Source organism: Burkholderia sp. Bmkn7 (assembly GCF_041103175.1).
In the GTDB taxonomy this organism is placed as follows: domain Bacteria; phylum Pseudomonadota; class Gammaproteobacteria; order Burkholderiales; family Burkholderiaceae; genus Burkholderia; species Burkholderia cepacia.
The window spans coordinates 2,843,303-2,868,110 of the sequence record NZ_JBGCUH010000003.1 but is presented as its reverse complement, the minus strand read 5'-3'; the positions used below and the strand labels follow the sequence as shown (position 1 = coordinate 2,868,110).

The 24,808-nt window shown below is 69.1% G+C and carries 25 protein-coding genes; 14 read left to right on the top strand and 11 right to left on the bottom strand.

What is annotated here, in order from left to right:
• Positions 1-190 precede the first annotated feature (190 nt).
• The 14 genes from AB3K92_RS34940 (at position 191) to AB3K92_RS34875 (ending at position 14,872) form a co-directional block, all read left to right on the top strand.
• Positions 191-313: a hypothetical protein gene (locus AB3K92_RS34940; protein ID WP_021161104.1), complete on the top strand. Its 123-nt coding sequence runs from the start codon at positions 191-193 to the stop codon at positions 311-313.
• Positions 310-402: a K(+)-transporting ATPase subunit F gene (kdpF, locus tag AB3K92_RS34935; protein WP_006752209.1), complete on the top strand. Its 93-nt coding sequence runs from the start codon at positions 310-312 to the stop codon at positions 400-402. Before AB3K92_RS34940 ends, kdpF begins: the two co-directional genes overlap by 4 nt.
• Positions 399-2,204 (top strand): potassium-transporting ATPase subunit KdpA, encoded by a 1,806-nt coding sequence (kdpA, locus tag AB3K92_RS34930; RefSeq protein ID WP_021161106.1) that lies wholly within the window; start codon positions 399-401, stop codon positions 2,202-2,204. The genes kdpF and kdpA overlap by 4 nt, the downstream gene beginning before the upstream one ends.
• A gap of 46 nt (positions 2,205-2,250) precedes the next feature.
• Entirely contained in the window at positions 2,251-4,335 is a 2,085-nt protein-coding gene (gene kdpB, locus AB3K92_RS34925; RefSeq protein ID WP_369466687.1) for a potassium-transporting ATPase subunit KdpB, read from the top strand.
• A 25-nt stretch (positions 4,336-4,360) separates the two neighbouring features.
• On the top strand, positions 4,361-4,942 hold the full coding sequence (gene kdpC / locus AB3K92_RS34920; protein WP_021161108.1) for a potassium-transporting ATPase subunit KdpC: 582 nt from the start codon (positions 4,361-4,363) through the stop codon (positions 4,940-4,942).
• 149 nt (positions 4,943-5,091) lie between these two features.
• Positions 5,092-7,935 (top strand): DUF4118 domain-containing protein, encoded by a 2,844-nt coding sequence (locus AB3K92_RS34915; RefSeq protein ID WP_059590668.1) that lies wholly within the window; start codon positions 5,092-5,094, stop codon positions 7,933-7,935.
• Positions 7,928-8,626, top strand: a complete 699-nt coding sequence (gene kdpE, locus AB3K92_RS34910) for a two-component system response regulator KdpE (RefSeq protein ID WP_027786844.1) — start codon at positions 7,928-7,930, stop codon at positions 8,624-8,626. The genes AB3K92_RS34915 and kdpE overlap by 8 nt, the downstream gene beginning before the upstream one ends.
• 158 nt (positions 8,627-8,784) lie before the next feature.
• Complete coding sequence (locus AB3K92_RS34905; protein ID WP_021161111.1) at positions 8,785-9,069, top strand: DUF333 domain-containing protein; 285 nt, start codon at positions 8,785-8,787, stop codon at positions 9,067-9,069.
• Between the two features lie 137 nt (positions 9,070-9,206).
• Positions 9,207-9,527 (top strand): quaternary ammonium compound efflux SMR transporter SugE, encoded by a 321-nt coding sequence (gene sugE, locus AB3K92_RS34900; RefSeq protein WP_021161112.1) that lies wholly within the window; start codon positions 9,207-9,209, stop codon positions 9,525-9,527.
• 211 nt (positions 9,528-9,738) lie between these two features.
• A complete protein-coding gene (locus AB3K92_RS34895) occupies positions 9,739-10,356 on the top strand; it encodes a DUF4126 domain-containing protein (protein WP_021161113.1) in 618 nt (205 codons plus the stop codon).
• Between the two features lie 50 nt (positions 10,357-10,406).
• Positions 10,407-12,968 (top strand): ABC transporter permease, encoded by a 2,562-nt coding sequence (locus tag AB3K92_RS34890; RefSeq protein WP_369466686.1) that lies wholly within the window; start codon positions 10,407-10,409, stop codon positions 12,966-12,968.
• A 43-nt stretch (positions 12,969-13,011) separates the two neighbouring features.
• Positions 13,012-13,422 (top strand): group II truncated hemoglobin, encoded by a 411-nt coding sequence (locus AB3K92_RS34885; protein ID WP_006398765.1) that lies wholly within the window; start codon positions 13,012-13,014, stop codon positions 13,420-13,422.
• A 104-nt stretch (positions 13,423-13,526) separates the two neighbouring features.
• The gene (locus tag AB3K92_RS34880) at positions 13,527-14,258 is read left to right on the top strand and encodes an alanyl-tRNA editing protein (protein WP_048020474.1); all 732 of its coding nucleotides are present in this window, start codon (positions 13,527-13,529) and stop codon (positions 14,256-14,258) included.
• On the top strand, positions 14,255-14,872 hold the full coding sequence (locus AB3K92_RS34875; protein ID WP_021161114.1) for a DUF924 family protein: 618 nt from the start codon (positions 14,255-14,257) through the stop codon (positions 14,870-14,872). Before AB3K92_RS34880 ends, AB3K92_RS34875 begins: the two co-directional genes overlap by 4 nt.
• A gap of 185 nt (positions 14,873-15,057) precedes the next feature.
• Here the strand turns inward: AB3K92_RS34875 and AB3K92_RS34870 are convergent, their stop codons facing one another.
• From AB3K92_RS34870 to AB3K92_RS34820, 11 genes are all read right to left on the bottom strand, one after another.
• Positions 15,058-16,950 carry a glycosyltransferase family 39 protein gene (locus AB3K92_RS34870; protein WP_059861905.1) on the bottom strand — a complete coding sequence of 631 codons (1,893 nt, stop codon included), beginning with the start codon at positions 16,948-16,950 and terminating at the stop codon, positions 15,058-15,060.
• 229 nt (positions 16,951-17,179) lie between these two features.
• Positions 17,180-17,941 carry an SDR family oxidoreductase gene (locus AB3K92_RS34865; RefSeq protein WP_048020479.1) on the bottom strand — a complete coding sequence of 254 codons (762 nt, stop codon included), beginning with the start codon at positions 17,939-17,941 and terminating at the stop codon, positions 17,180-17,182.
• A gap of 22 nt (positions 17,942-17,963) precedes the next feature.
• A complete protein-coding gene (locus AB3K92_RS34860; protein ID WP_021161118.1) occupies positions 17,964-18,545 on the bottom strand; it encodes a TIGR00730 family Rossman fold protein in 582 nt (193 codons plus the stop codon).
• Complete coding sequence (locus AB3K92_RS34855; protein ID WP_021161119.1) at positions 18,542-19,300, bottom strand: TetR/AcrR family transcriptional regulator; 759 nt, start codon at positions 19,298-19,300, stop codon at positions 18,542-18,544. Before AB3K92_RS34855 ends, AB3K92_RS34860 begins: the two co-directional genes overlap by 4 nt.
• 206 nt (positions 19,301-19,506) lie before the next feature.
• Positions 19,507-20,043, bottom strand: coding sequence for a diacylglycerol kinase (locus tag AB3K92_RS34850; protein ID WP_048020482.1), 537 nt, complete (start codon positions 20,041-20,043; stop codon positions 19,507-19,509).
• Entirely contained in the window at positions 20,040-21,074 is a 1,035-nt protein-coding gene (locus tag AB3K92_RS34845) for a glycosyltransferase family 1 protein (RefSeq protein ID WP_027786855.1), read from the bottom strand. Before AB3K92_RS34845 ends, AB3K92_RS34850 begins: the two co-directional genes overlap by 4 nt.
• Positions 21,075-21,103: 29 nt before the next feature.
• On the bottom strand, positions 21,104-22,042 hold the full coding sequence (locus AB3K92_RS34840) for a UDP-2,3-diacylglucosamine diphosphatase (protein ID WP_021161120.1): 939 nt from the start codon (positions 22,040-22,042) through the stop codon (positions 21,104-21,106).
• Between the two features lie 242 nt (positions 22,043-22,284).
• Complete coding sequence (locus AB3K92_RS34835) at positions 22,285-22,791, bottom strand: RDD family protein (protein ID WP_060086020.1); 507 nt, start codon at positions 22,789-22,791, stop codon at positions 22,285-22,287.
• 6 nt (positions 22,792-22,797) lie between these two features.
• A complete protein-coding gene (locus AB3K92_RS34830; protein WP_192386318.1) occupies positions 22,798-23,556 on the bottom strand; it encodes a DUF3106 domain-containing protein in 759 nt (252 codons plus the stop codon).
• Between the two features lie 26 nt (positions 23,557-23,582).
• Positions 23,583-24,023, bottom strand: coding sequence for a DUF3619 family protein (locus AB3K92_RS34825; RefSeq protein WP_059492618.1), 441 nt, complete (start codon positions 24,021-24,023; stop codon positions 23,583-23,585).
• Positions 24,020-24,583: an RNA polymerase sigma factor gene (locus AB3K92_RS34820; RefSeq protein WP_021162797.1), complete on the bottom strand. Its 564-nt coding sequence runs from the start codon at positions 24,581-24,583 to the stop codon at positions 24,020-24,022. The genes AB3K92_RS34825 and AB3K92_RS34820 overlap by 4 nt, the downstream gene beginning before the upstream one ends.
• Between the last annotated feature and the right edge of the window lie 225 nt (positions 24,584-24,808).

Here is a 24,808-nt window from a genome sequence, read left to right as displayed (position 1 = left end):
ACATCCCTTCGTGCCGGCATCATGTCGGCACGCCCTCCCGGCGTGCCGCCCGTCCTGTCTCCCGTCCTGCCCGTCGTTCCGCCCGCCGTTCCCCGCCGCCCGCGTTTACACGTTTTTTATACCCGCCCCGATACCTTTGACCCGTCCTTTACGTACGTTCCCATAAGGTTCTAGTCGTCTGATTTCGACGATGGAGAACACAAAAATGGATGGGGTTTTCATCGGCGCACTGGTGCTCTTCACCGCGCTGATCCTCGGTTTGGTTGCCGGTTGCGACAAGCTCGTGCAATACGGTCGCGGAGGGCGAGCATGACCTGGATGCTCTGGCTGGCGGGTGCCTCGACGGCCCTGCTGTTCGCGTATCTCGTCTTTGCGCTGCTGCGCGCGGAGGACATCGAATGAACGCGAACAACCTGTTTCAGATACTGCTCTTCGTCGTCGTGCTGCTGGCGGCGGCCGTGCCGGTCGCGCGCTACCTGTCCGCGGTGATGGACGGCAGTTCGCGCGTCGTGCGCGTGTTCGGGCCGCTCGAGCGCGCGCTGTACCGCATTGCCGGCGTCGATGCCGGCAGCGAAATGAACTGGAAGCAGTACGCGATCGCGACGATCGCGTTCAACGCGCTCGGCGCGCTGTTCCTCTACGGCCTGCTGCGCCTGCAGGGCTTCCTGCCCGGCAACCCGCAGCAATTCGGCGCGATGACGGTCGACGGCGCGTTCAACACGGCCGTCAGCTTCGTCACCAACACGAACTGGCAGGACTACACGCCCGAGCAGACCGTCAGCTACCTGACGCAGATGCTCGGCCTGACCGTGCAGAACTTCCTGTCGGCGGCAACCGGCATCGTCGTCGTGATCGCGCTGATCCGCGGCTTCGCGCGTCATACCGCGCAGACGATCGGCAACTTCTGGGTCGACCTCACGCGCGTGACGATGTACGTGCTCGTGCCGATGTCGATGATCGTCGCCGCGCTGCTGATGAGCCAGGGCGTGATCCAGAACATGAAGGCGTACCAGGACGTGCCGGTGCTGCAGGCAAGCACCTATGCGGCGCCGAAGCTCGACGCGCAGGGCAATCCGGTGAAGGACGACAAGGGCAACGCGGTCACGGTGCCGACCCCGCTCACGAAGCAGACGCTCGCGATGGGCCCGGTCGCGTCGCAGGAAGCGATCAAGATGCTCGGCACCAACGGCGGCGGCTTCTTCAACGCGAACTCCGCGCATCCGTACGAGAACCCGACGCCGTTCGCGAACTTCCTGCAGATCTTCTCGATCCTGATCATCCCGGCCGCGCTGTGTCTCGTGTTCGGCCGGATGATCGGCGACCGCCGGCAGGGCATCGCGGTGCTCGCGGCGATGACGGTCGCGTTCGTGCTCGCGATCGGCGTCGAGGTGAGCGCCGAGCAGGGCGGCAACCCGACGCTCGCCGCGCTGCACGTCGACCAGTCGACGGGTGCGCTGCAGCCGGGCGGCAACATGGAAGGCAAGGAAACGCGCTTCGGGATCGCGCAGACCGGTATCTTCACGGTCGCGACGACGGCCGCGTCGTGCGGCGCGGTCGACACGATGCACGATTCGCTGACGCCGCTCGGCGGCCTCGTGCCGATGCTGCTGATGCAGCTCGGCGAGGTGATCTACGGCGGGGTCGGCTCGGGTCTCTACGGGATGCTCGTGTTCGCGCTGCTCGCGGTGTTCGTCGCCGGCCTGATGATCGGCCGCACGCCGGAATACGTCGGCAAGAAGATCGAGGCGTACGAGATGAAGATGGTGTCGATCGTCGTGCTGCTCACGCCGCTGCTCGTGCTGGTCGGCACGTCGATCGCCGTGCTCGCCGATGCAGGCAAGGCCGGCATCGCGAACCCGGGGCCGCACGGTTTCTCGGAAATCCTCTACGCGTTCAGCTCGGCGGCCAACAACAACGGCAGCGCGTTCGCGGGCCTGACGGTCGGCACGCCGTTCTACAACTGGATGACCGCGATCGCGATGTGGTTCGGCCGCTTCGGCACGATCGTGCCGGTGCTGGCGATCGCCGGCTCGCTGGCCGCGAAGAAGCGCATCGCGGTGACGAGCGGCACGCTGCCGACGCACGGTCCGCTGTTCGTCGTGCTGCTGCTCGGCACGGTGCTGCTGGTGGGCGCGCTGACCTACGTGCCGGCGCTCGCGCTCGGCCCGGGCGTCGAGCACCTGATGATGTGGCTGGGCGCATGACGCGCGGCGACACGTTGAAAAGACTCAAGAGATTGAAGAGATCGCAATGACTCAACATTCCGCAACACGGTCCATGTTCGATCCGGCGCTGCTGCGCCCGGCGATCGTGGACTCGTTCAAGAAACTCACGCCGCGCACGCAGTTCCGCAACCCGGTGATGTTCTGCGTGTACGTCGGCAGCATCCTGACCACGATCCTGTGGATCGCGGCGCTCGCCGGCCAGGCCGAGGCGCCTGCGGGCTTCATCCTCGCGATCGCGCTGTGGCTGTGGTTCACCGTGCTGTTCGCGAACTTCGCCGAGGCGCTCGCCGAAGGGCGCTCGAAGGCGCAGGCCGCGTCGCTGCGCAGTGCGAAGAAGGACGTGATGGCGAAGAAGCTCAACGAGCCGCATCCGAAGTCGCCGATCCGCATCACGACCGCGAGCGACCTGCGCCGTGGCGACGTCGTGCTGGTCGAGGCCGGCGACGTGATCCCGGCCGACGGCGAGGTGGTCGACGGTGTCGCGTCGGTCGACGAATCGGCGATCACCGGCGAATCCGCGCCGGTGATCCGCGAATCGGGCGGCGACTTCTCGTCCGTGACGGGCGGCACGCGCGTGCTGTCCGACTGGATCGTCGTCAAGGTCACCGCGAACCCCGGCGAGGCGTTCCTCGACCGGATGATCGCGATGGTCGAAGGCGCGAAGCGCAAGAAGACGCCGAACGAGATCGCGCTGACGATCCTGCTCGTCGCGCTGACGATCGTGATGCTGCTGGCAACGGCCACGCTGCTGCCGTTCTCGATGTTCTCGGTCGAGGCGATGAAGGCCGGCCACGTCGTGACGATCACCGCGCTCGTCGCACTGCTCGTGTGCCTGATCCCGACGACGATCGGCGGGCTGCTTTCCGCGATCGGCGTGGCCGGGATGAGCCGGATGATGCAGGCGAACGTGATCGCGACGTCGGGCCGCGCGGTCGAAGCGGCCGGCGACGTCGACGTGCTGCTGCTCGACAAGACCGGCACGATCACGCTCGGCAACCGCCAGGCATCGATGTTCGTGCCGGCGCCGGGCGTGACCGAGGAAGCGCTGGCCGATGCCGCGCAGCTGTCGTCGCTCGCCGACGAAACGCCGGAAGGCCGCAGCATCGTGGTACTGGCCAAGGAACGTTTCAACATTCGCCAGCGCGATATGGCGCAGCTGCACGCGACGTTCATCGGCTTTTCCGCACAGACGCGCATGAGCGGCGTCGATCTCCCGGGTCGCGAAATCCGCAAGGGCGCGGCCGACGCGATCCGCCGCTACGTCGAGACGCACGGCAGCCGCTTTCCGGAAGAAGTGCGCCGCGCGGTCGACGACGTCGCGCGCTGCGGCAGCACGCCGCTCGTCGTGGCCGACCTGCATGAAGGGGCGGCGCGCGTGCTCGGCGTGATCGAGCTGAAGGACATCGTGAAGGGCGGCATCAAGGAGCGCTTCGCGGAGCTGCGCAAGATGGGCATCAAGACCGTGATGGTGACGGGCGACAACCGGCTGACGGCCGCGGCGATCGCGGCGGAAGCGGGCGTCGACGATTTCCTCGCGGAAGCGACGCCGGAAACCAAGCTCGCGACGATCCGCGAGCACCAGGCGGCCGGGCGCCTCGTCGCGATGACGGGCGACGGCACCAACGACGCACCGGCGCTCGCGCAGGCCGACGTCGCCGTGGCGATGAACACCGGTACGCAGGCCGCGAAGGAAGCGGGCAACATGGTCGACCTCGACTCGAACCCGACGAAGCTGATCGAGATCGTCGAGATCGGCAAGCAGATGCTGATGACGCGCGGCTCGCTGACGACCTTCTCGATCGCGAACGACATCGCGAAGTACTTCGCGATCATCCCGGCCGCGTTCGTGACGACGTACCCGCAACTGCGCGTGCTCGACATCATGCACCTGACGTCGCCGGCCTCCGCGATCCTGTCGGCGGTGATCTTCAACGCGCTGATCATCGTCGCGCTGATCCCGCTCGCACTGAAGGGCGTCACGTACCGGCCGCTCGGCGCCGCGTCGCTCCTGCGCCGCAACCTGCTGGTGTACGGCCTCGGCGGCGTGCTGCTGCCGTTCCCGTTCATCAAGCTGATCGACATGACGCTCGCTGCACTCGGCTGGGCCTGAACCGGCCGCCATTGAAGGAAACATCATGAAAACGTTGATTCGCCCGCTCGTCGTGCTCTTCGTCGTCCTGACCGCCGTGACGGGCCTCGCTTACCCGGCCGTGATGACCGTGTTCGGCCAGGCCGTGTTCCCGTCGCAGGCGAACGGCAGCCTGATCGAGAAGGACGGCAAGCCGGTCGGCTCCGCGCTGATCGGCCAGTCGTTCGATGCGCCGAAGTACTTCTGGGGCCGGCTGTCGGCCACCGCGCCGATGCCGTACAACGCGACCGGCTCCGGCGGCTCGAACCTCGGCCCGCTGAACCCGTCGCTCGCCGACCAGGTGAAGGGGCGCATCGCCGCGCTGCGCGACGCGGGCACCGACATGTCGAAACCCGTGCCGGTCGACCTCGTGACGGCGTCGGCGAGCGGCCTCGATCCGGAGATCACGCCGGCCGCCGCCGCGTACCAGGTCGAGCGCGTCGCGAAGGCGCGCAACCTGGCGCCCGACGCGGTCGCGCAGCTCGTCGCCGCGAACACGACGGGCCGCCAGTTCGGCGTGCTCGGCGAGGCGCGCGTGAACGTGCTGAAGCTGAATCTCGCGCTCGACGCGGCGCAGGCCGCGCACTGAGCGCGTCCGGCAACCGGCGCCCGGCGCGGTCAGCCCCGCGCCGGGCGCGCCTTTTCCCGACGGCGCTTGCGCCGTCTTTGCCTTTTGCGGCGATTTGGAACAACAATGCTCGTACTCGCGCGCATCCGGGCGCTCCGCCTTTCTGACGCATGAATCGTCCCGATCCAGACCAACTCCTCGACAAGCTGCAACGTGACGAAGAAAAGCAGCGGCGCGGTCAGCTCAAGATCTTCTTCGGCGCATCGGCCGGTGTCGGCAAGACCTACGCGATGCTGCAGGCCGCGCGCCAGCGCCTGCAGGAAGGCGTCGACGTCGTCGTCGGCATCGTCGAGACCCACGGGCGCAGCGAGACCGCCGCACTGCTCGACGGTCTCGACGTGCTGCCGCTCGCGCGTTTCGACTACCGCGGCCGCACGCTCGCCGAATTCGATCTCGACGGCGCACTCGCGCGCCAGCCGCAACTGATCCTCGTCGACGAACTCGCGCATTCGAACGTGCAGGGCGCACGGCACCTGAAGCGCTGGCAGGACGTGTACGAACTGCTCGACGCGGGCATCGACGTCTATACGACCGTCAACGTCCAGCACCTCGAAAGCCTGAACGACGTGGTCGGCGCGATCACCGGCATCCGCGTGTGGGAGACGGTGCCCGACCGCGTATTCGACGCGGCCGACGAAGTCACGCTCGTCGACCTGCCGGCCGAGGAACTGCTCGAGCGGATGCGCGACGGCAAGGTCTATCTCGCGCAGCAGGCCGAGCGCGCGGTGCGCAACTTCTTCCGCAAGGGCAACCTGATCGCGCTGCGCGAACTGGCGTTGCGGCGCACGGCCGATCGCGTCGACGCGCAGATGCGCGAATACCGCGCCGACCGCTCGATCCAGCGCATCTGGCAGGCGCGCGAACGGCTGCTCGTATGCGTCGGGCCGGGCCCCGAGGCGCCGACGCTCGTGCGCGCGGCCGCGCGGCTCGCCGCGAGCCTGAAGGCCGACTGGATCGCCGTTTATGTGGAGACGCCGCGGCTGCAGCGGCTGCCCGACGCGCGGCGGCAGCGCACGCTCGACGCACTGAAGCTCGCCGCCGAACTCGGCGCGGAGACGGCCACGCTCGCCGGTGCCGACGCGGTCGCCGCGCTGATCGGCTATGCGAAGGTGCGCAACGTGTCGAAGATCGTCGCGGGCGGCTCGCCGAAGGTCGGGCTCGTGCGCCGCTTCGCGCGGCCGTTCGGCGAACAGCTCGCCGAACGCGCGGGCGACGTCGACCTGATGCTGATCCGTGCGTCCGCGAGCGACGAGGCGCGTGCCGCGCCGCTCGACGCGCGTGCGCGCGACTGGCGCGATGCGTTCGCGCAGTTCGGCACGCATCGCTCGCCGCCGCGGCACTACGCGTATGCGGCCGCGATCTGCGCGGCGATCACGGTCGTCGCGAGCCTCGTGTCCGAGCGGCTCGACCTCACGAACCTCGTGATGCTGTACCTGCTCGGCGTCGTGTTCTCGGCCGTGCGGCTCGGGCGCGGCCCGGGCGTGCTGCAGTCGTTCCTGTCGGTCGCCGCGTTCGATTTCTTCTTCGTGCCGCCGCGCATGTCGTTTTCGGTCAGCGACACGCAGTACCTGCTGACCTTCTTCGGGATGCTGCTGACGTCGCTCGTGATCAGCCACCTGACGTCGACGCTGACGCGCCAGGCGAGCGTCGCGCAGCGCCGCGAGCGCCGCACCGGCGCGATCTACGCGATGGCGCGCGAGCTGGGCGCGGCGCTGACGACCGAGCAGATCGTCGAGATCGGCAGCCGCCACGTGGGCGAGGTGTTCCGCGCGCGCGTCGCGTTCCTGCTGCCCGACAGTGCGGACAAGGTGCGGCAGAAGATCGAGGAGCCCGACGCGGCCGTCACGCTGACGGGCGCCGACCTCGACAGCGACGTCGGCCAGTGGGTGTACGACCAGCAGAAGCCGGCCGGTCGCGGCACGGATACCTTGCCCGCGACGGTCGCGCTGTACCTGCCGCTGAAGGCGCCGATGCGCACGCGCGGCGTGCTCGCGGTCGCGTCACGCGAACCGCGCGAACTCGAGGTGCCCGAGCAGCAGCGGATGCTCGACGCATTCGCCGCGCAGATCGCACTCGCGCTCGAACGCGTGCACTACGTCGAGATCGCGCGCGACGCGCTCGTCAACATGGAATCCGAGCGGCTGCGCAACTCGCTGCTGTCGGCGATCTCGCACGACCTGCGCACGCCGCTCACGACGATCGTCGGTTTCTCGTCGATGCTCGCGAACGGACGCGCGGCCGCACAGGGCGGCGACGCCGCGGCGGCCGAGCGCTTTGCGCAGCGCGAGGGCGAACTCGTCGATGCGATTCACGACGAGGCGCTGCGGATGACGGGCATCGTCACGAACCTGCTCGACATGGCGCGGCTGCAGGCCGGCAGCCTGCAGCTCAAGCGTCAGTGGTCGCTGCTCGAGGAAACCGTCGGCGCGGCGCTCGCCGCGTGCAAGCGCGTGCTGTCGCGCCATCCCGCGCGCGTCGTGCTGCCGGCCGACCTGCCGCTCCTGCAGATGGACGCGGTGCTGATGGAACGCCTGTTCACCAACCTGTTCGAGAACGCGGCGAAGTACACGCCGCCCGATACGCCGCTCGAGATCGGCGCCGAGCGCGTGACCGACGACGGGCTGCCGTTCGTGCGCGTGCATGTCGACGATCACGGCCCGGGCCTGCCGGCCGGGATGGAAACGCGGATCTTCGACAAGTTCACGCGCGGCGAGAAGGAATCGGCGACGCCGGGCATCGGGCTCGGCCTCGCGATCTGCCGCGCGATCGTCGAGGCGCACGGCGGTAAAATCGGCGCGCTCAACCGCACCGCGCCCGACGGCCGCGTGACGGGCGCGCGCTTCTGGTTCACGCTGCCGGTCGAGACGCCGCCGGCCGCGCCTGCCGTATCCGACGACGAACCCGATGTGCCGGGTGCGTCGTCCCCATCCGAGTCATTGCCAGACCATGAGTGAACCCAGCCTGACCGTCGTCCTGATCGAGGACGAAAAGCAGATCCGCCGTTTCGTGCGCGCCGCGCTCGAGGAGGAGGACATCGCGGTGTTCGAGGCCGAGACGGGCAAGCAGGGGCTGATCGACGCGGCGACGCGCAAGCCCGATCTCGTGATCGTCGACCTCGGCCTGCCCGATACCGACGGCCTCGACGTGATCCGCGAACTGCGCGGCTGGTCCGAGGTGCCGGTGATCGTGCTGTCCGCGCGCACGCAGGAGGAAGAGAAGGTCGCGGCGCTCGATGCGGGCGCCGACGATTACCTGACCAAGCCGTTCGGCGTGTCCGAACTGCGCGCGCGGATCCGCGCGCAACTGCGCCGGCGCAACCAGGGCGGCGCGAACGAGTCGCCGAAGGTGAGCTTCGGCACCGTGACGGTCGATCTTGCGCTGCGCCAGGTGTGGCGCGACGGGGAGATCGTGCACCTGACGCCGCTCGAGTACCGGTTGCTCGCCACGCTCGTGCGTCACGCGGGGCGCGTGCTCACGCACCGGCAGCTGCTGCGCGACGTGTGGGGGCCGTCGCACGTCGAAAGCCACCACTACCTGCGCATCTACATGGCGCACCTGCGCCAGAAGCTCGAGCGCGACCCGGCGCAGCCCGAGTACATCGTCACCGAGACGGGCGTCGGATACCGGCTCGTCGGCGCCGCATGACGGGCCCGGCCGGGCCGCGGCGGCGCACGTGCGCGTGACGTCGCGCGCCGGCAGGGTTGCGTCGGCGCGACAGTCCTGCGGCCGACGCGCGCGTTGCACACCCGGCGCTCAATCCCCGTTATCCTGACCGCTCCGCGAACGAAAACGAGGAGCGTGCAATGTCCGTCCGTCTGGTCGTCATCTGTGCGCTGGCGCTTGCCGCGTCTGGCGCGTTCGCCCAACCGCTGCCGCCCGGGCAGCAACCGTCGTCGTCCCAGCAGGCGATGGCCAATCCCGCATCGGTCAATTGCACCAAGCTCGGCGGCCACCACACGGTGCGCAACCTGTCGAGCGGGCAGGTCGGCATGTGCGTGTTCAAGGACGGCCGCGTGTGCGAGGAGTGGGCGCTGTACCGCGACGACCGCTGCGTCGGCGGCGCCACGCCGAAGCGCGTCTCGAACTGACCGGGCCCGCCCGGTCGCGTCCCCGGTCGGCCGCCGGCGTATCCGTAAGCATCTTGTTATACTCGGCGCCGCCCGGGGACGACCCCGGGACATTCGCTTCAACGGGGACGGCCCCATCCGATACGGAGTACGTCGGGATGGCGTGGGTATGGTTGTTGATTGCCGGTTTGCTGGAAGTGGCCTGGGCGGCCGGCCTGAAATCGTCGGACGGCTTCACGAAGCTCGGTCCGTCGGTGTTTACGATCGTGACGGCGCTGGCCAGCTTCGGGCTGCTCGCGGTCGCGATGCGCCAGTTGCCGCTCGGCACCGCATACGCGGTGTGGACGGGCATCGGCGCGGTCGGTGCGTTCGTGTTCGGCATCGTGATGATGGGCGAGGCGCTGACCGTCGCGCGTGTCGCGAGTGCCGCGCTGATCGTCGCGGGGCTGATCGGCCTCAAGCTGTCGTCGGCGGCCTGACGACTGCATCCGGGTGCGTCCGCGCCCGGGTGCCGCGCTGCGGAATTGCGCCGGCCGTCCGGCCGGCCTGTCTATAATGGAACGCATTCGGGCCTGAATACCGTCGTGCTTCTCGTGGCACGCGGTGCCGGTCGCCACGCGCCGCGCGGCCGGTCTGTCCGACCCGATCCGGTCAATCGGCAAAGCGCACGGAAAGTGCAAGGAGAGGGCCATGATCGAAGCGATTTCGCTCGGCGCGGGGCTCGCGTGGGCGAGCGGCCTGCGCCTGTACCTGACGGTGCTGATCGCCGGCCTGCTGGCGCGGTTCGGCTGGCTGCACCTGCCCGACACGCTGGCCGTCCTGATGTCGCCGTGGGTCATCGGCGCCGCGGCCGTGCTCACCGTCACCGAATTCCTTGCCGACAAGATCCCCGCGTTCGACTCGCTGTGGGATGCCGTGCACACCTTCATCCGCATTCCGGCCGGCGCCGTGCTCGCGGCCGGCGCGCTCGGCCATGCCGACCCGACCGTGCTCGCGGTCGCGGGGCTCGCCGGCGGTTCGCTCGCCGGTGCCGCACACGTGGCGAAGGCCGGCACACGCGCGCTGATCAACCTGTCTCCCGAACCGATTTCGAACTGGGTCGCATCGTCGACCGAGGACGGCCTCGTGGTCGGCGGGCTCGTGCTCGCGTTCTTCGTTCCGCTCGCGTTCCTGGTGCTGCTCGCCGCCTTCATCGCGGCTTCCGCGTGGGCGCTCCCGCGCCTGTGGCGGGGTGTCTCGGGCGGCTTTCGCGGCATGGCGAACCACATGGTGTCGCGGCTGAACTCGATCGGGGGGAAGCGCGATTGAAGGGGCGGCAACACGCGGCGCAGCCGCCCGCCGGGCAACCCGGCCATGAGATGCGTGCGCATGCCGGCCGCTTCGGCCTGCGCGACCTGATCCACCAGGCCGCCCGCATGACCGCGCGCGACTGGCGCGCGGGCGAACTGACGCTGCTCGTCCTTGCACTGGTACTCGCGGTCGCGGCGCTGACGAGCGTCGGTTTCCTCGCCGACCGGCTGCGCCAGGGGCTCGAGCGCGACGCGCGCCAGATGCTCGGCGCCGATTTCGTCGTGCGGGCCGACCGTCCCGTCGATCCGTCGTTCGACCGGCAGGCTCGCGCGCTCGGCCTGCGTACCGCGACGACCGCGATCTTCCCGAGCATGATCGCGTCCGCCATGGGCGGGCAGGCAGCCGATGCCGCGCCGTCGCGCCTCGCGGCGGTGAAGGCCGTGTCGCCCGGATATCCGTTGCGCGGCGCGGTCGAGATCCTGCCGGCCGGTGCCTCCGCCTCGCAGAAGGCGGCCGGGATTCCCGCGCCGGGCACCGTATGGGCCGATCCGGCGCTGCTCGATGCGCTGCACCTGAAGGCGGGCGATACGGTGCGCGTCGGGTTGCGCACGTTCAAGGTCGCCGCATCGATCTCCCGTGAACTCGATCGCGGGTTTTCGTTCGTCAATTTTTCGCCGCGGCTGATGATGCGCGCGGACGAACTCGCCGCGACGGGGCTCACGGGCTACGGCAGCCGGGTCACGTACCGGCTGCTGGTCGCCGGCGACCAGCAGGCCGTCGCGCGCTTCGAAGCGTATGCGCACGCACGCGTCGACGGCGGGAAGCTGCGCGGTGCCGGTCTCGAGTCGCTGCAGGAAGGCCAGCCGCAGGTGCGGCAGACGCTGGATCGCGCGCGCCACTTCCTGACGCTCGTCGCGCTGCTCACCGCGCTGCTCGCGGCGGTCGCGATCGCGATGGCCGCGCAGCGCTACATGCGGCGCCACCTCGACGGCTGCGCGACGATGCGCTGCCTCGGCGTGAGCCGCCGCACGCTCGGCGCGTTGTTCGCGCTCGAATTCGCCGGCATCGGCGTCGTATCCGGCGCCGCAGGCGCGGTGCTTGGTTACGGCGGCCACTGGGCGTTGCTGGCCGCGCTCGGCGGACTGATCGACGTGGTGCTGCCGCCGCCCACGCCGTGGCCGGCGCTGATCGGCGTGGGCGCCGCGCTCGTGCTGCTGCTCGGCTTCGCGCTGCCGCCGCTCGTGCCGCTCACGCGCGTGCCGCCGGTGCGCGTGCTGCGGCGCGAGTGGGGCGACGCGTCGCGCACCGCGTGGGCCGCGTATGCGATCGGCGTCGTGCTGTTCGCGGGGCTGCTGATCGTGGCCGCCGGCAACCTGAAGCTCGGGCTGATCGTCGCGGGCGGTTTCGCCGGCGCGCTGGTCGGTTTCGCGCTGATCGCGCGGCTCGTGCTGTTCGCCGCCGCGCGGGCGGTGCGCAACGCGCGTGTGGCCGCGGGCGTTGGCTGGCGTTACGCGCTCGCGTCGCTGCACCGGCGCGGCACGGCCAGCGCGCTGCAGATCACCGCGCTGGCGCTCGGCCTGATGTGCCTGCTGTTGATCGCGATCACGCGCAACGACCTCGTTGCGGGCTGGCGGCAGTCGACGCCGCCCGATGCGCCGAACCAGTTCCTGATCGATATCCAGCCCGACCAACGTGCCGACGTCGCCGCGTATCTGACCGCGCACGGCGTGCGCGACGCGGTGCCCGCGCCGATGGTGCGCGGCCGCCTCGTCGCGATCAACGGCAAACCGGTGAATCCGGATGCCTATCCGTCCGACGAGGCCCGCCGGCTCGTCGACCGCGAGTTCAACCTGTCTTATACGACCGAGCTGCCGTCCGACAACCGGATCGTCGAAGGCGACTGGTTCGGCACCGCGGCCACGCCGCAGATCTCGATCGAGGCCGGTCTCGCGAAGACGCTGAACGTGAAGCCGGGCGACGTGCTGCGCTTCGACGTGACGGGGCTGACGGTCGACGCGCCGATCACGAGCGTGCGCAAGCTCGACTGGGGCTCGTTCCGCGTCAATTTCTTCGTGCTGATGCCGCCGCCGGTGCTGAAGGATTTCCCGGCCGTGTACCTGACGAGCTTCCATCTGCCGGCCTCGAACGCCGCGCTGCTCGATCCGCTGATCGCGCGCTACCCGAACCTGACCGCGATCGACGTCGCGCCGATCCTCGCGCAGTTGCAGCGGATGATGCTGCAGGTGGTCGGTGCGGTGCAGTTCCTGTTCGCGTTCACGCTCGCGGCCGGTGTGCTCGTGCTCTACACGGCGCTGGCCGGCACGCGCGACAAGCGGGTGCGCGAGGCTGCGCTGCTGCGCGCGCTGGGCGCATCGCGGGCGCAGGTCAATGCGGTGCAGCGCGCGGAGTTCATCGTGGTCGGCGCGCTGGCCGGCGCGCTGGCTTCGGCGGGCGCGATCGCGGTCGGCTGGGTGCTCGCGTCGCGCGTGTTCGACTTCCAGCTCGCCGTCGATCCGTGGCTCGTGCCGGCCGGCATCGCGGCCGGCGTCGCGTGCGCCGGTGCGGCCGGCTGGCTGAGCCTGCATAATGTGCTGCGGCGCCCCGCGCTGCAGTCGCTGCGCGACGCATGAGCGTCGCCGGCGGCCCCGAAGATCCCGTTTTCCGACTATCCGTATGACCGATGTGAATGACGATGCGCCGTCGCAGCCGACGGCGTTCGAACTCGTGGGCGGTGAAGCCCGCGTGCGCGAAATGGTGGACCGCTTTTACGACCTGATGGACCTGGAGCCCGAGTTCGCGCAGATTCGCGCGCTGCACCCGGCGTCGCTCGACGGTTCGCGCGACAAGCTGTTCTGGTTCCTGTGCGGGTGGCTCGGCGGCCCCGACCACTACATCAGCCGGTTCGGCCATCCGCGGCTGCGCGCGCGGCACCTGCCGTTCCCGATCGCGTCGGTCGAGCGCGATCAGTGGCTGCGCTGCATGGCGTGGGCGATGGAGGATGTCGGATTGCCCGAACCGCTGCGCGAGCGGCTCATGCATTCGTTCTACGATACGGCCGACTGGATGCGCAACCGGCCCGGTTGACCGACCGGTACGCCGCTGCACGCACGCGGGCGATCTGCGTCTGGGCGCGCGCACCGCGTGGCGCGACACTGGCTGCTTCTCCCGATCGATACGAGGTTTGCCCGATGACGACACAAGCGCTGTTTCGCGAAGACGCGTACCTGACGCAATGCGACGCGGTCGTTCTGGCCGTCGGCGAAGACGGCATCCGGCTCGACCGCACCGTGTTCTATCCGCTCGGCGGCGGCCAGGCCGGCGACACCGGCACGCTGACGCTGCCCGACGGCAGCACGATCGCGATCGCCGATACGCGCAAGGCGAAGTTCGACGGCGCGACCCCCGACGATGCCGTGCACGTGCCCGCACCGGGGCAGGAGGCGCGTGTCGCGGCGCTCGTGCCCGGCACGCGCGTCGCGGCGGAGATCGACTGGCTGCGCCGCTACCGCCACATGCGCCTGCATACGGCCGCGCACCTGATGTGCGCGGTGCTGCCGTACGCGGTCGACGGCTGCAGCGTGACGGCCGACTATGTCCGCCTCGATTTCGCGACGTCCGACCCGATCGACCGCGACGATGTCGAGCGGCGCCTCGCGGGCCTGGTGGTTGGCGCGCACCCGGTCACGACCGAGTGGATCACCGACGACGAGATGGCCGGGCGGCCGGACCTCGTGCGCACGATGAGCGTGAAGCCGCCGATGGGCCTCGGCCGGGTGCGGCTGCTGCGCATCGAGCATGTCGACCTGCAGCCGTGCGGGGGCACGCATGTGCGCAACACGGCCGAAATCGGCGAGTTGCGAATCGCGAAACTGGAAAAGAAGAGCGCGCGCACCCGGCGCCTCGTCCTGGAGTTTGCATGACGATCGACACCATCCACGCAGGCACGGCGGCGCTCGATCCGCATGCGCGGGAGATCCTGGATTTCTGGTTCGGCGAGCCGGGCTCGGCCGAATTCGGGCAGGCGCGCAAGGTCTGGTTCAACGGCGGGGCGGCGTTCGACGACGTGCTGCGTACACGCTATGGCGCGTTGCTCGACGCTGCGTGCGACGGCGGATGCGATCACTGGGCCGGCTCGCCGCCGGGTGCGCTTGCGTTGATCGTCGTGCTCGACCAGTTCTCGCGCAACATCCATCGCGGTACGCCGCGCGCGTTTGCCGCCGACCCGAAGGCGCTCGCGCTTGCACGCCGCGTGGTCGCGGCCGGCTGGGACGCGCAGTTGCCGAGCGGACATCACCGCGCGTTTGCGTATCTGCCGTTCGAGCACGACGAGTCGGTCGAGAGCCAGCGCGAGGCCGTGCGCCTGTGCGCGGGCATCCGCGACGAGGCAGGGTGCGAAAGCTATCACCGCTTCGCGTTGCTGCATGCGGCCGTCGTCGAGCGCTTCGGCCGCTTTCCGCACCGGAACGCGATTCTCGGACGCGAGTCGAGCGACGAGGAAACGGCGTTTCTTCGCGAGCCCGGTTCGTCGTTCTGAAGATCCGCGCAGTCGCGCAATAAGGGGAGGGGGCGGCCCCGCGGCGTCGCGCGGCCACCGTGTCAGCCGGGCGCGCCGGTCGGCGGCGCGCGTTTCCCGGCGGCTGTTCGCGTGTCAGGCGGCGGTGTTCGCCGTTCCACGCATGGCACGAGGGGACGCACGACGGTGCGCCGCGCCGCCCTCCGTCACTGCAGGTGCTGCTCGGGCGTGCGCACGTACACGCGCAGCAGTTCGTCGTTGTCGCCCGGGCGCGCGCCCGACCAGAACAATTTCCATTCGCTGCCCGGCGCCGGATCGACGGCCCGCACACCCTGGACGATCATCCAGGTGCAGCGCGTCGTTTTCGCGTCGTCGATCGGCGTGTGCTGGATGCCGGAGAAGTAGTACAGCATCGGCGCTTCCGATTCGCCGAGCCCGTGCAGGCTCGCCATGCAGTCGCCGTCGTTCCATTCGAGCGCGAGATGCGCGTTCAGGTCGTCGAACACCGAGCGGTAGCTCTTCGCGACGTCGAGCCACGGCAGGAGCAGCGTGTAGATGAGCCCCCATGCGACGAGCGCGCCGGCGCCCCACGACAGTGCGCCGCGCCAGAGGCCCGTCGCGCGCAGCTTCGGCAGCAGCGTGAGCCAGCCGACTGTCAGCACGAGCGCGCCGGTCACGAGCGCGGGTTCGATCGGCATCGTCCAGTCGAGCGGCAGCCAGCGGCCGAGCGGCGCCAGATCCGCGCGCGACGCGGCCGGATCGGCCATCACTGCCCAGATTGCCCAGGCGAGCGCCGCGGCCGTGCCGAACAGGATGCGGCTCAGGTAATCCCACGCGAGATGCAGCCGGCGCGGCAGGCGTTCGATGGCCTGCGCGGCGACCAGCGCGAGCGGCGCGAAGAACGGCAGGATGTAGAGCTGGCGCGACGTCGCGGACACTTGCAGCACGGCGAGACCGATGCCGGTGAACAAGACGGGCAGCGCGACGCGCGGCGTTCGCCAGTCGCGCCACACGCCGCGCGCGAGCGCGACGATCGCGAGCGGCGCGACCGGGAAGCCGACGAGCAGGAACGCGCGGAGGATGAAGAACGGCTTGTCGTTTTCCGCGCCCAGTTCGGGGACGGAGAAGCCGAAGAAGCGGCCGACGTTGTTATCCCAGAACCACGTCATGAACAGCGTCTCGGAGCGCATGAACAGCGCGGTCGGCCAGATGAGCGCGAACGGTGCGAACACGAGCGCGGCGATGCCGAGCGCGCGCGCGAACGAGCGGGTGCGGCAGGCCGGATAGAGCACCAGCGCGCCGACGAGCGAGGCCGCGAACACGAGCGGCACGAACAGCCCCTTCGCCATCAGCGCAATGCCGACGCCCGCGCCGAAGATCGGTGCGGCCCAGCGGCCCGACGGTCGGACCGGCAGCCCGTGGCGCATCTGCTGCGCGCGCGCGACGTGCTGCATCACGAGTTCGAGCAGCCCGCTGAAGCCGATTGCCGTGCCGGCGAACAGCGCGACGTCGGTCATCATGTCGTGCACGTGTTTGATGACGACGAGCGTGCCCGCGCTCAACACGACGGGGCCGATCACGCGCAGGTCGAACCAGGTGTCCGCGCGGCTGGCGATGCGCGCCGTGCGCGCGATGAAGCCGAACGCGAGCGCGGCGAACAGCGCGCTCGCGAGTCGCGCCGCATCGTGCAGCGGCATCACGCGTTGCAGCAGCCATGCGAGGCTGGTCGCGACCCACGCGTAAAGCGGCGGCTTTTCCATGAACGGCAGGCCGGCATTGGTCGGCACGACGAAGTCGCCCGTCTCGAGCATGTGCTGGATGATGCCGAACGTGTAGGTTTCGTCCTGTTTCCACGGATCGTGACCGAGTACGCCCGGCAGCACATACGCGCAGATCAGCGCGGCGACGAACAGCCATGCGCGCCAGCCGAGCAGGAGCGAGCGCTCGTGCGTGGCGCTGGTTGCGACGGTCGAGGCGGCGTCGGGCGTGCCGGCGACGTCGAGCGTTGCGGTGAGGTCGGTGTCGGCGATCGAGCGGGTGTGCTGAGCCGGGGCGGGCACAGACGTGCGTCGCCGGCTGGGCGCTGCGGTTCCGGGCATGGAAAAGATCTCGGGTCGAGTCGAGCCGGTCCGGCGACATGGGCAGGACCGATTAGGGCCACATCAGGGGATAACGGACAGGTGTTGATGAGGTCTGTCTGAATGCCCGCTAGTAGACCACGGAATTATTACGAGAGTTTACTCGTAGCGTCACGGAATTGTGGAGATTTGTGGTGTCGTGACGACTGATCGTCTCGGGCGGCGGTTTTTGCTGCGCCGCAGTACGGCATTACCGGCCGCCGCCGACGTCGAGCAGGGCACCCGTCGTGTAGGACGCCGCGTCGCCAAGCAGCCAGACGATCGCTTCGGCGATCTCCTGCGCTTCGCCCGCGCGGCCGAGCGGCGTCGTTGCGCCGAGGCGGGCCGCACGGCCCGGCTGGCCGCCGCTCGCGTGAATTTCGGTCTCGATCAGGCCGGGGCGTACCGCGTTGACGCGCACGCCGTGCGGGCCGAGTTCCTTCGCAAGACCGATCGTCAGCGAATCGACCGCGCCCTTCGAGCCCGCGTAGTCGACGTATTCGTTCGGCGAGCCGAGCCGGGAGGCGATCGACGATACGTTGACGATCGCGCCGCCGCGGCCGCCACGGTCGGTGGACAGCCGGCGCGCCGCTTCGCGCGCGCACAGGTACGCGCCGAGCACGTTGGTGTCGAACATCCGCCGCAGCCGGTCGGCCGGCATGTCGGCGAGCGGCATCGACGGCGCGACGATGCCCGCGTTGTTGACGAGCGCGTCGAGGCGACCGAATGCGGCCGTGACGGTGTCGAACATCGCGACGACGTCGGCTTCGTTCGCGACGTCGCCCGCGACGACGCAGGCACGGCCGCCCGCGTCGCGGACGGCCTGCGCGGTGAGTTCGGCCGCCGCCGCGTCGCGCGCGTAGTTGATGCCGACGTCCCAGCCGCGCCCGGCCGCGAGCACGGCGGTCGCGCGGCCGATGCCACGGCTCGCGCCGGTGATGAGGACGGCCTTGCGGTCGGACGGTGCGGTCATCGCGTGCGGGTTCCGGTGACGGTTACTTGGCCGCGTCGGGCGCCCACTTGTCGCGGGCGGGCGGCTGGTAGCGACGCAGTCGCTCGATCAGTTCGACGGGTTCGGATTCGACGCACAGCGCGTCGAAATAGGCCGGACGCATGAAGCCTTCGTCGACCGTATGGCGCAGCAGCGCGATCAACGGATCGTAGAACGAATCGATGTTGTAGACCGCGACGGGCTTGCGGTGATAACCGAGCTGCGCCCACGTGTAGACCTCAAAGAGCTCTTCGAGCGTGCCGGCGCCGCCGGGCATCGCAACGAACGCGTCGGAGAGGTCGGCCATCATTTTCTTGCGGTGGTGCATGTCGGGCACGACGTGCAGTTCCGACAGCCCCGTATGGCCGACTTCCTTGTCGACGAGCAATTCGGGGATCACGCCGACCGCCCGGCCGCCGGCCGCCATCACTTCGTCGGCGATCACGCCCATCAGGCCGACGCGGCCGCCGCCGTAGACGAGCGTGAGGCCCGCATCGACGAGCGCGCGGCCGAATGCGCGCGCGGCGTCGGCATAGATGGGCCGGACGCCGGACGACGAGCCGCAGTAAACACAGACTGCCTTCATTGCTTGGAATCCTTGGCGGGGGCCTGCCCGGTGACGACGGGGCTGTCTGCCGGGCGCGGCGAACCGTCGCGCGGCGGCAGGTAGTCGGTGAACTGGCGCTTCGGCAGCTTGCCGGAGACCAGGTCGTCGAACAGCTGGCGCGAACGGCCGCGCAGGTACGGTGCCATCACGGAGATCACGTGCATGCTGACCTGGTGCAGTTCCTCGCGGATCGCGTCCTGGTCGTTGTACTTGCGCGGATGCATCACGTACTGATACGACAGCCAGTACGTCGAAATGACGGCCATGTTGGTGGCGATGACCTCGATCTCGGCGGGTGTCGCGACCATCTCTGCATCGGACACGAGCAGCTCGCACATGTCGCGCGCGAAGCGCACCTTGTGGCTGATGATCTGCTTGAAGTGCGTCTCGAGCGTGCGATTGCGCGCGAGCAGGTCGTTGAGGTCGCGATACAGGAACCGGTAGGTCCACATGAAATCGGCCATGTACTGCAGGTACGACCAGGTTTCGTCGATCGTCGGACGGTGATCTTCGGGAAAGCGCAGCCGCCGTTCGATCTGCTGCTCGAACTGCGCGAAGATGCTATTGATGATGTCGTCCTTGTTGCGGAAATGGTAGTACAGGTTGCCTGGACTGATTTCCATTTCCTCGGCGATCGTCGTGGTCGTGACGTTCGGCTCGCCGATCTCGTTGAAGAGTTTCAACGACAACTCGAGAATCCGTTCGCGGGTGCGGCGGGGAGGTTTCGCTTCCATGTCGTCCGGCCCTGTGTGTGCCGGACTGGCGGGCGCTGCAATCGATGCTGCGTGATTCGTCCGGCGCGGGTTGCTGTTCTATGTCTAGCGGACGATTATAAACCGGGGTTTCGCCACATCGGGCGCATTTCGTGTGCGCGGCCCCGCACGGCGCATGGTGCAGCGCCGCACGCGGGCGGTGCGCGGCGCGTGCGCCCGGCGCTCGTCTAGAAGCCCAGCCAGTGTGCGACGACCGGGCCGAGCACGAAGGCCCACGTCGTCACGCACGCGAACAGCGCGACCGTCACGGCCGCGCTGCCGAGGTCCTTCGCACGCTTGGAGAGTTCGTGGCGTTCGAGCGAGATGCGGTCGATCGCGGCCTCGACGCTCGAGTTCAGCAGCTCGACGATCAGCACGAGCAGCACCGACGCGATCAGCAGCGCGCGCGAGGCGGCCGGCACCGGCGCAAACGCGCCGATCGGTAGCATCAGCGCGGCGAGCGTGAGTTCCTGGCGAAACGCGCTCTCCTCGCGGATCGCGACGCGAAAGCCGTTCAGCGAATGCTTGAGCGCGTACCAGGCGCGCGTGATGCCGCGGTGGCGCTTGTACGGGTTCGGCGGCAACGGCGTCAGCCGATCGTCGGGGCCGAGCGGCTCGTGCGCGTGCACGTCCGCATCGGCATGCGGCTCATCCTCGTCGAACGGGCGGTGCCGTTGCGGCGTGGCATCGGGGGGCGGGGACTTGTCGTTCAGGTCTCGTTTCAAACGGCGGCACCTTCTGCTGGCGAGTACGCGGTCTTCGGCAGCGGCTTCAGATGCGACGCGAACTGCTCGGACGCCGCGCGCCACGAAAAGCGTTCGGCCCATGCGCGCGCAGTCGCGCGTTCGATCTTCAGCGCTTCGAGGCAGGCTTCCTGCAGGTCCTCGTGCATTGCGCCGGCGTCGCCTTCGCCGAGCACGTCAATCGGGCCCGTCACGGGATACGCGGCAACCGGCGTGCCGCAGGCGAGCGCCTCGAGCAGCACGAGGCCGAACGTGTCGGTGCGACTCGGGAACACGAACACGTCGGCCGCAGCATACACCTTCGCGAGCTCGGCCTGTGACAGCACGCCGAGATAGTTTGCCTCCGGATAACGCGACTTCAGCTCCGCGAGCGCGGGACCTTCGCCCGCGACCCATTTCGAGCCGGGCAGGTCGAGGCGCAGGAACGCCTCGACGTTCTTCTCGATCGCGACGCGGCCGACATAGAGGAAGATCGGCCGCGCGGTATTGAGCACCTTCGATTCCATCGGCCGGAACACGTCGAGGTCGACGCCGCGGGTCCACAGCACCACGTTCGTGAAGCCGAATTTCTCGAGGTCCTGCTTGACGACCGGTGTCGGCGCCATCACCGCGAGCGACGGGCCATGGAACCAGTGCAGGAAGCGGTAGGTCGCCGCGAGCGGGATGCCGAAGCGCGCCTGCACGTACTCCGGAAAGCGCGTGTGATACGCGGTCGTGTACGGCAGCTTGCGCGAACGTGCATAGCGCCGCGCGGCGAGGCCGAGCGGGCCTTCGGTCGCGATGTGCAGCGCGTCGGGGGCGAACGCGTCGATCCGCGCGCGCAGCTTGCGGTACGGCAGGATCGACAGGCGGATCTCGGGGTAGGTCGGGCAGGGCACCGTGCGGAATTCCAGCGGCGTCAGCAGTTCGACGCGGTGGCCGAGCGCGGTGAGCTCGCGCGACGTGCTCTTCAGCGTGCGCACGACGCCGTTGACCTGCGGTTCCCACGCGTCGGTGACGATCATGATCTTCATCGCGGCAATGTCCTGTAGGTGCGGTTGTGTCAGGCAGTGGCCTTGGCCTTGCGCGACGTGGTGTCCGACGGTGCGGTGCGCATCACCGTCCAGTAGACGATCTTCAGTTCGCCTTCCATCGTTTCGACGAGTGCGGACAGGCTCTCGACCCAGTCGCCGTCGTTGCAGTACAGCACGCCGTCGATGTCGCGGATCTCCGCCTTGTGGATGTGCCCGCACACGACGCCGTCGCAGCCGCGGCGGCGCGCCTCGTCGGTCATCACGGTCTCGAACTGCGAGATGAAGTTGACGGCGTTCTTGACCTGGTGCTTCAGGTACTGCGACAGCGACCAGTACTGGAAGCCGAGCCGGCTGCGGATCCGGTTGAACCAGCGGTTCAGCACGAGGATCAGCGTGTAGAGCGTGTCGCCGAGGTACGCGAGCCATTTCGCGTGCTGGATCACGCCGTCGAACAGGTCGCCGTGCACGATCCACAAACGTTTGCCCGCGAGCGTCGTGTGGAACGCCTCGCCGCGCACCTGGATGTCGCCGAACGCGAGGTCGCAGAACTGCCGCGCGCCTTCGTCGTGGTTGCCCGGGATGTAGACGACCTGCGTCCCCTTGCGTGCCTTGCGCAGGATCTTCTGCACGACGTCGTTGTGCGCCTGCGGCCAGTACCAGCCCTTTTTCAGCTGCCAGCCGTCGATGATGTCGCCGACGAGGTACAGGTACTCCGAATCGTTGTGGCGCAGGAAGTCGAGCAGGTACGGCGCCTGGCAGCCGCTCGAACCGAGGTGAATGTCGGACAGCCAGATGGTGCGGTAGCGATGCGCGGACGAGTCGGGGTCGTCATGCTGCGTGGCATGACCGGCAGGCGGTTCTTGCGACACCAGCCCGTCGGTTGCGGCGGAACCGGACAGGAAGGCGGTGGCGGCGCGGGCGCCGAGAGGTTGACGGAACAGGGAGGTCGCAGACGTTTTCTGGCCCATGCATGACTCGCGCCGGTTGACATTACCGGCATTCCGCCATGCGGGCGTGACTGTGCCGTGACAGTCACGAGACGTTCTTATTACGGCCGCTGCAAGGTGTTTAGCAGTGAATGCCGGCACGTTGTGTGGCCTGCCGTACCGAACGTCCGGCGCTTGTCCGGCAAGGCTGCCGGGCCGGGCGGGTGGGCGCCTCGGCGACGTGCTTTCGTCTGGTGAATGCGGTGCGTCAGCGCTTCAACGCGTCAGCGCGGAATGGCGACGACGCGCGTGCGTGCGATCCGGTCGTGCGGAAACTGGCGGCCGGCATGCAGCCGGGCCGCGCCGGCCCACACGACGATCCACGCGGCGGTGAGCGCGAGCGTGACGGGTACCGACAGGCCGAGGAGCGGATGCAGTGCGAGCGGCGGCAGGAACCACAGCCAGCCGAGCGCATAGCGGACGAGCGCGTGGCCCGCGCTCAGCGGCCGGCCGCTCGACGATTCGAGCCGCAGCCGCCATGTCTTCATCGGCAGCGTCTGGCCGCCGTGGGTCCAGAACCAGACGAAGTACGCGCCGACCACGAGCGCGATCCAGGCGGCGAGCAGGTTGTGATGGACGAGGCCGTTGCGCTGCTGCGTCGCGAGGCTGAACGCGAGCCCGGCGAAGAACACCACGCCGAACAGCAGCACGCCTTCGTAGAGCAGCGCGGCGAGACGCCGCCGCACGGACGGCGCGGCGGCCGGGGTTTCGGGGGCGCGGGCGTTCGCCACGGCCGCTCAGGAGCCCTTGAACAGCGAGGGGGCGTCGGCGGGCGACACCGGTGCCACGGCGGCCGGCGCGGATGCGGTGCCGGCCGTCGACGACGCGGGCACCGGCGGCGTGACCGCGGCCGGGACGGGCGCCGGCGCGGTGGCTGCGCCGCTTGCGGCGTGGTCGTGCGAATTGACGAGGCGGCGGACGTCACGGTCGGCGACGGTCGGCGGTGCGCTGACGACGCTCGGCCGGCGGCGGCGCTCGGCGGCCGCGAGACGTTCCTTCTGCTCCTCGGGGAGTTGCTGGTACGCCTTCCAGGCCCGCTCGCGCGCCTGCGCGGACAGCTCCTTCGCACTCTGGTAGTTCTCGCGCGCGACGCGGCGCTGCTCGGGCGTCATCCGCGCCCATTCGGTCATCCGGTCCTGCAGGCGCTTTTGATCATCGGGCGTCAACTTCGCGAAACGCGATGCGATCTTCAGCCATTTGCGCTTGCGCGCGTCGCTGAAGCCGTCCCACTGGTCGGCGAACGGCGCGAGTGCCGCGTGTTGCGCCGGCGTGAGGCGCGCCCAGGACAGCGGGCCGGACGCGGCCGGCAGCGGCAGGGGCAGCGGGGGGAGTTCGGTGGTCAGCCCGGTCGCGGCCGACGCGGGCGCGGCAGGGCTGTTGGCCGCGGCGGTTGACGTCGCGGGGGCCGGGTGGAATCGTGGGTAAGTGGCGACGTAGGAAACGGCGATCGCGATTACGCATCCGAAAAATACGGCCAGGCCGCGCTTCTGACTCACCCGTGCGATCCCCTCGTTATTGTCTGTTAGTGCGCACGCGACAGATACGCGTTGAACCCGTGATCGAGGTACGCGTTGAGCGGCAGGTCGTCGCTGAGCATCGCCGCGTCGATGTCGGCGAGTTCGGCGGTGCGCTGCATGTCTTCCCAGTAGGCGATGCCGACGAGCCCCGCGAGCAGCAGCGCCAGCGGCCACGCGCGCAGCAGGCGGCGCGCGAACGACGCGTACGGGCGGCCGGCCTGCGGGCGGCTCGCGGGCGCCGTGCCGTACGCACCGGCCGCGCCGGCGAAGGCCGGCACGAACACCGGCACGGTCGCGGCTTCGGGCTTCTTGCGCGCGAGCGCAGCCCGGCGGGCGGCGGCCAGTCGGTCGGTGGTCGCGGCAGGCAGGTCGGCCGCGCGCTCGTCCAGCGCGCGGCGCACCTTCAGCGCGAATTCGTGTTCTCGATTTGCGGGAGCGGAGCTCATAGCGTGATTCCTTTGGCCTTGAGCGCTTGCGCCAGGGTGTGGGTGGCTCGCGAGCAGTGCGTCTTGACGCTGCCCTCGGAGCACCCCATTGCGGCGGCAGTCTCGGCGACATCCATATCTTCCCAATAACGCATCAGGAACGCTTCCCGTTGACGCGCCGGAAGTTTCTGGATTTCTTCGTCGATCAGGGCCAGAACCTGCTCTCGTTCGAGGCGGTGCTCGCTGCTTTCGACGCCCGCGTTGTCGTCCGCGGATTCGAGGGTTTCGAGCGGGTCGAAGTCGTCGTCGTCGGTGTTGTTCAGCGACGAGAAGAGCGTGACCCACGTGTTGCGGACCTTCTGCCGGCGGAACCAGTCGTGGATCGCGTTCTGCAGGATCCGCTGAAAAAGCAGCGGCAGCTCGGCCGCCGGCCGGTCGCCGTACTTCTCCGCAAGCTTGATCATTGCGTCCTGCACGATGTCGAGCGACGCATCGTCGTCACGCACGGCGTACGCGGCCTGCTTGAACGCGCGCCTTTCGACGCCCGCCAGAAAGTCGGCGAGTTCCTTGTCTGATGCCATTCCGTGAAGGTATGCGCTGCGGGCCGCTGCGTGGTGAAAAAGGTCGAAAAATTTCGTAAAACCCGCGGATGCTATCAAATTTTCGCGCCGCTTGGCACCGGGGCGGGCGCCGCACGTTGCGCGCGAGCCGCGGCGGCGGGGTGCCGGGCGGCGCCCATGATGCGCTGCGGGATATTTTGCTTGACGACCCATTCGCGACCCGCTATCGTCAGCGATTCGCAACAT

Bases quoted from the DNA above. Each gene is read 5' to 3' on its own strand.
- AB3K92_RS34860 (WP_021161118.1), bottom strand. From the start codon at position 18,545: ATGAAGGCAGTCTGTGTTTACTGCGGCTCGTCGTCCGGCGTCCGGCCC.
- AB3K92_RS34915 (WP_059590668.1), top strand. From the start codon at position 5,092: ATGAATCGTCCCGATCCAGACCAACTCCTCGACAAGCTGCAACGTGAC.
- kdpA (WP_021161106.1), top strand. From the start codon at position 399: ATGAACGCGAACAACCTGTTTCAGATACTGCTCTTCGTCGTCGTGCTG.
- AB3K92_RS34845 (WP_027786855.1), bottom strand. From the start codon at position 21,074: ATGAAGATCATGATCGTCACCGACGCGTGGGAACCGCAGGTCAACGGC.
- kdpF (WP_006752209.1), top strand. From the start codon at position 310: ATGACCTGGATGCTCTGGCTGGCGGGTGCCTCGACGGCCCTGCTGTTC.
- AB3K92_RS34870 (WP_059861905.1), bottom strand. From the start codon at position 16,950: ATGCCCGGAACCGCAGCGCCCAGCCGGCGACGCACGTCTGTGCCCGCC.
- AB3K92_RS34890 (WP_369466686.1), top strand. From the start codon at position 10,407: ATGCGTGCGCATGCCGGCCGCTTCGGCCTGCGCGACCTGATCCACCAG.
- AB3K92_RS34940 (WP_021161104.1), top strand. From the start codon at position 191: ATGGAGAACACAAAAATGGATGGGGTTTTCATCGGCGCACTGGTGCTC.
- AB3K92_RS34880 (WP_048020474.1), top strand. From the start codon at position 13,527: ATGACGACACAAGCGCTGTTTCGCGAAGACGCGTACCTGACGCAATGC.
- kdpC (WP_021161108.1), top strand. From the start codon at position 4,361: ATGAAAACGTTGATTCGCCCGCTCGTCGTGCTCTTCGTCGTCCTGACC.
- kdpE (WP_027786844.1), top strand. From the start codon at position 7,928: ATGAGTGAACCCAGCCTGACCGTCGTCCTGATCGAGGACGAAAAGCAG.
- AB3K92_RS34895 (WP_021161113.1), top strand. From the start codon at position 9,739: ATGATCGAAGCGATTTCGCTCGGCGCGGGGCTCGCGTGGGCGAGCGGC.
- AB3K92_RS34820 (WP_021162797.1), bottom strand. From the start codon at position 24,583: ATGGCATCAGACAAGGAACTCGCCGACTTTCTGGCGGGCGTCGAAAGG.
- AB3K92_RS34840 (WP_021161120.1), bottom strand. From the start codon at position 22,042: ATGGGCCAGAAAACGTCTGCGACCTCCCTGTTCCGTCAACCTCTCGGC.
- AB3K92_RS34885 (WP_006398765.1), top strand. From the start codon at position 13,012: ATGACCGATGTGAATGACGATGCGCCGTCGCAGCCGACGGCGTTCGAA.
- kdpB (WP_369466687.1), top strand. From the start codon at position 2,251: ATGACTCAACATTCCGCAACACGGTCCATGTTCGATCCGGCGCTGCTG.
- AB3K92_RS34855 (WP_021161119.1), bottom strand. From the start codon at position 19,300: ATGGAAGCGAAACCTCCCCGCCGCACCCGCGAACGGATTCTCGAGTTG.
- AB3K92_RS34905 (WP_021161111.1), top strand. From the start codon at position 8,785: ATGTCCGTCCGTCTGGTCGTCATCTGTGCGCTGGCGCTTGCCGCGTCT.
- AB3K92_RS34865 (WP_048020479.1), bottom strand. From the start codon at position 17,941: ATGACCGCACCGTCCGACCGCAAGGCCGTCCTCATCACCGGCGCGAGC.
- AB3K92_RS34875 (WP_021161114.1), top strand. From the start codon at position 14,255: ATGACGATCGACACCATCCACGCAGGCACGGCGGCGCTCGATCCGCAT.
- sugE (WP_021161112.1), top strand. From the start codon at position 9,207: ATGGCGTGGGTATGGTTGTTGATTGCCGGTTTGCTGGAAGTGGCCTGG.
- AB3K92_RS34825 (WP_059492618.1), bottom strand. From the start codon at position 24,023: ATGAGCTCCGCTCCCGCAAATCGAGAACACGAATTCGCGCTGAAGGTG.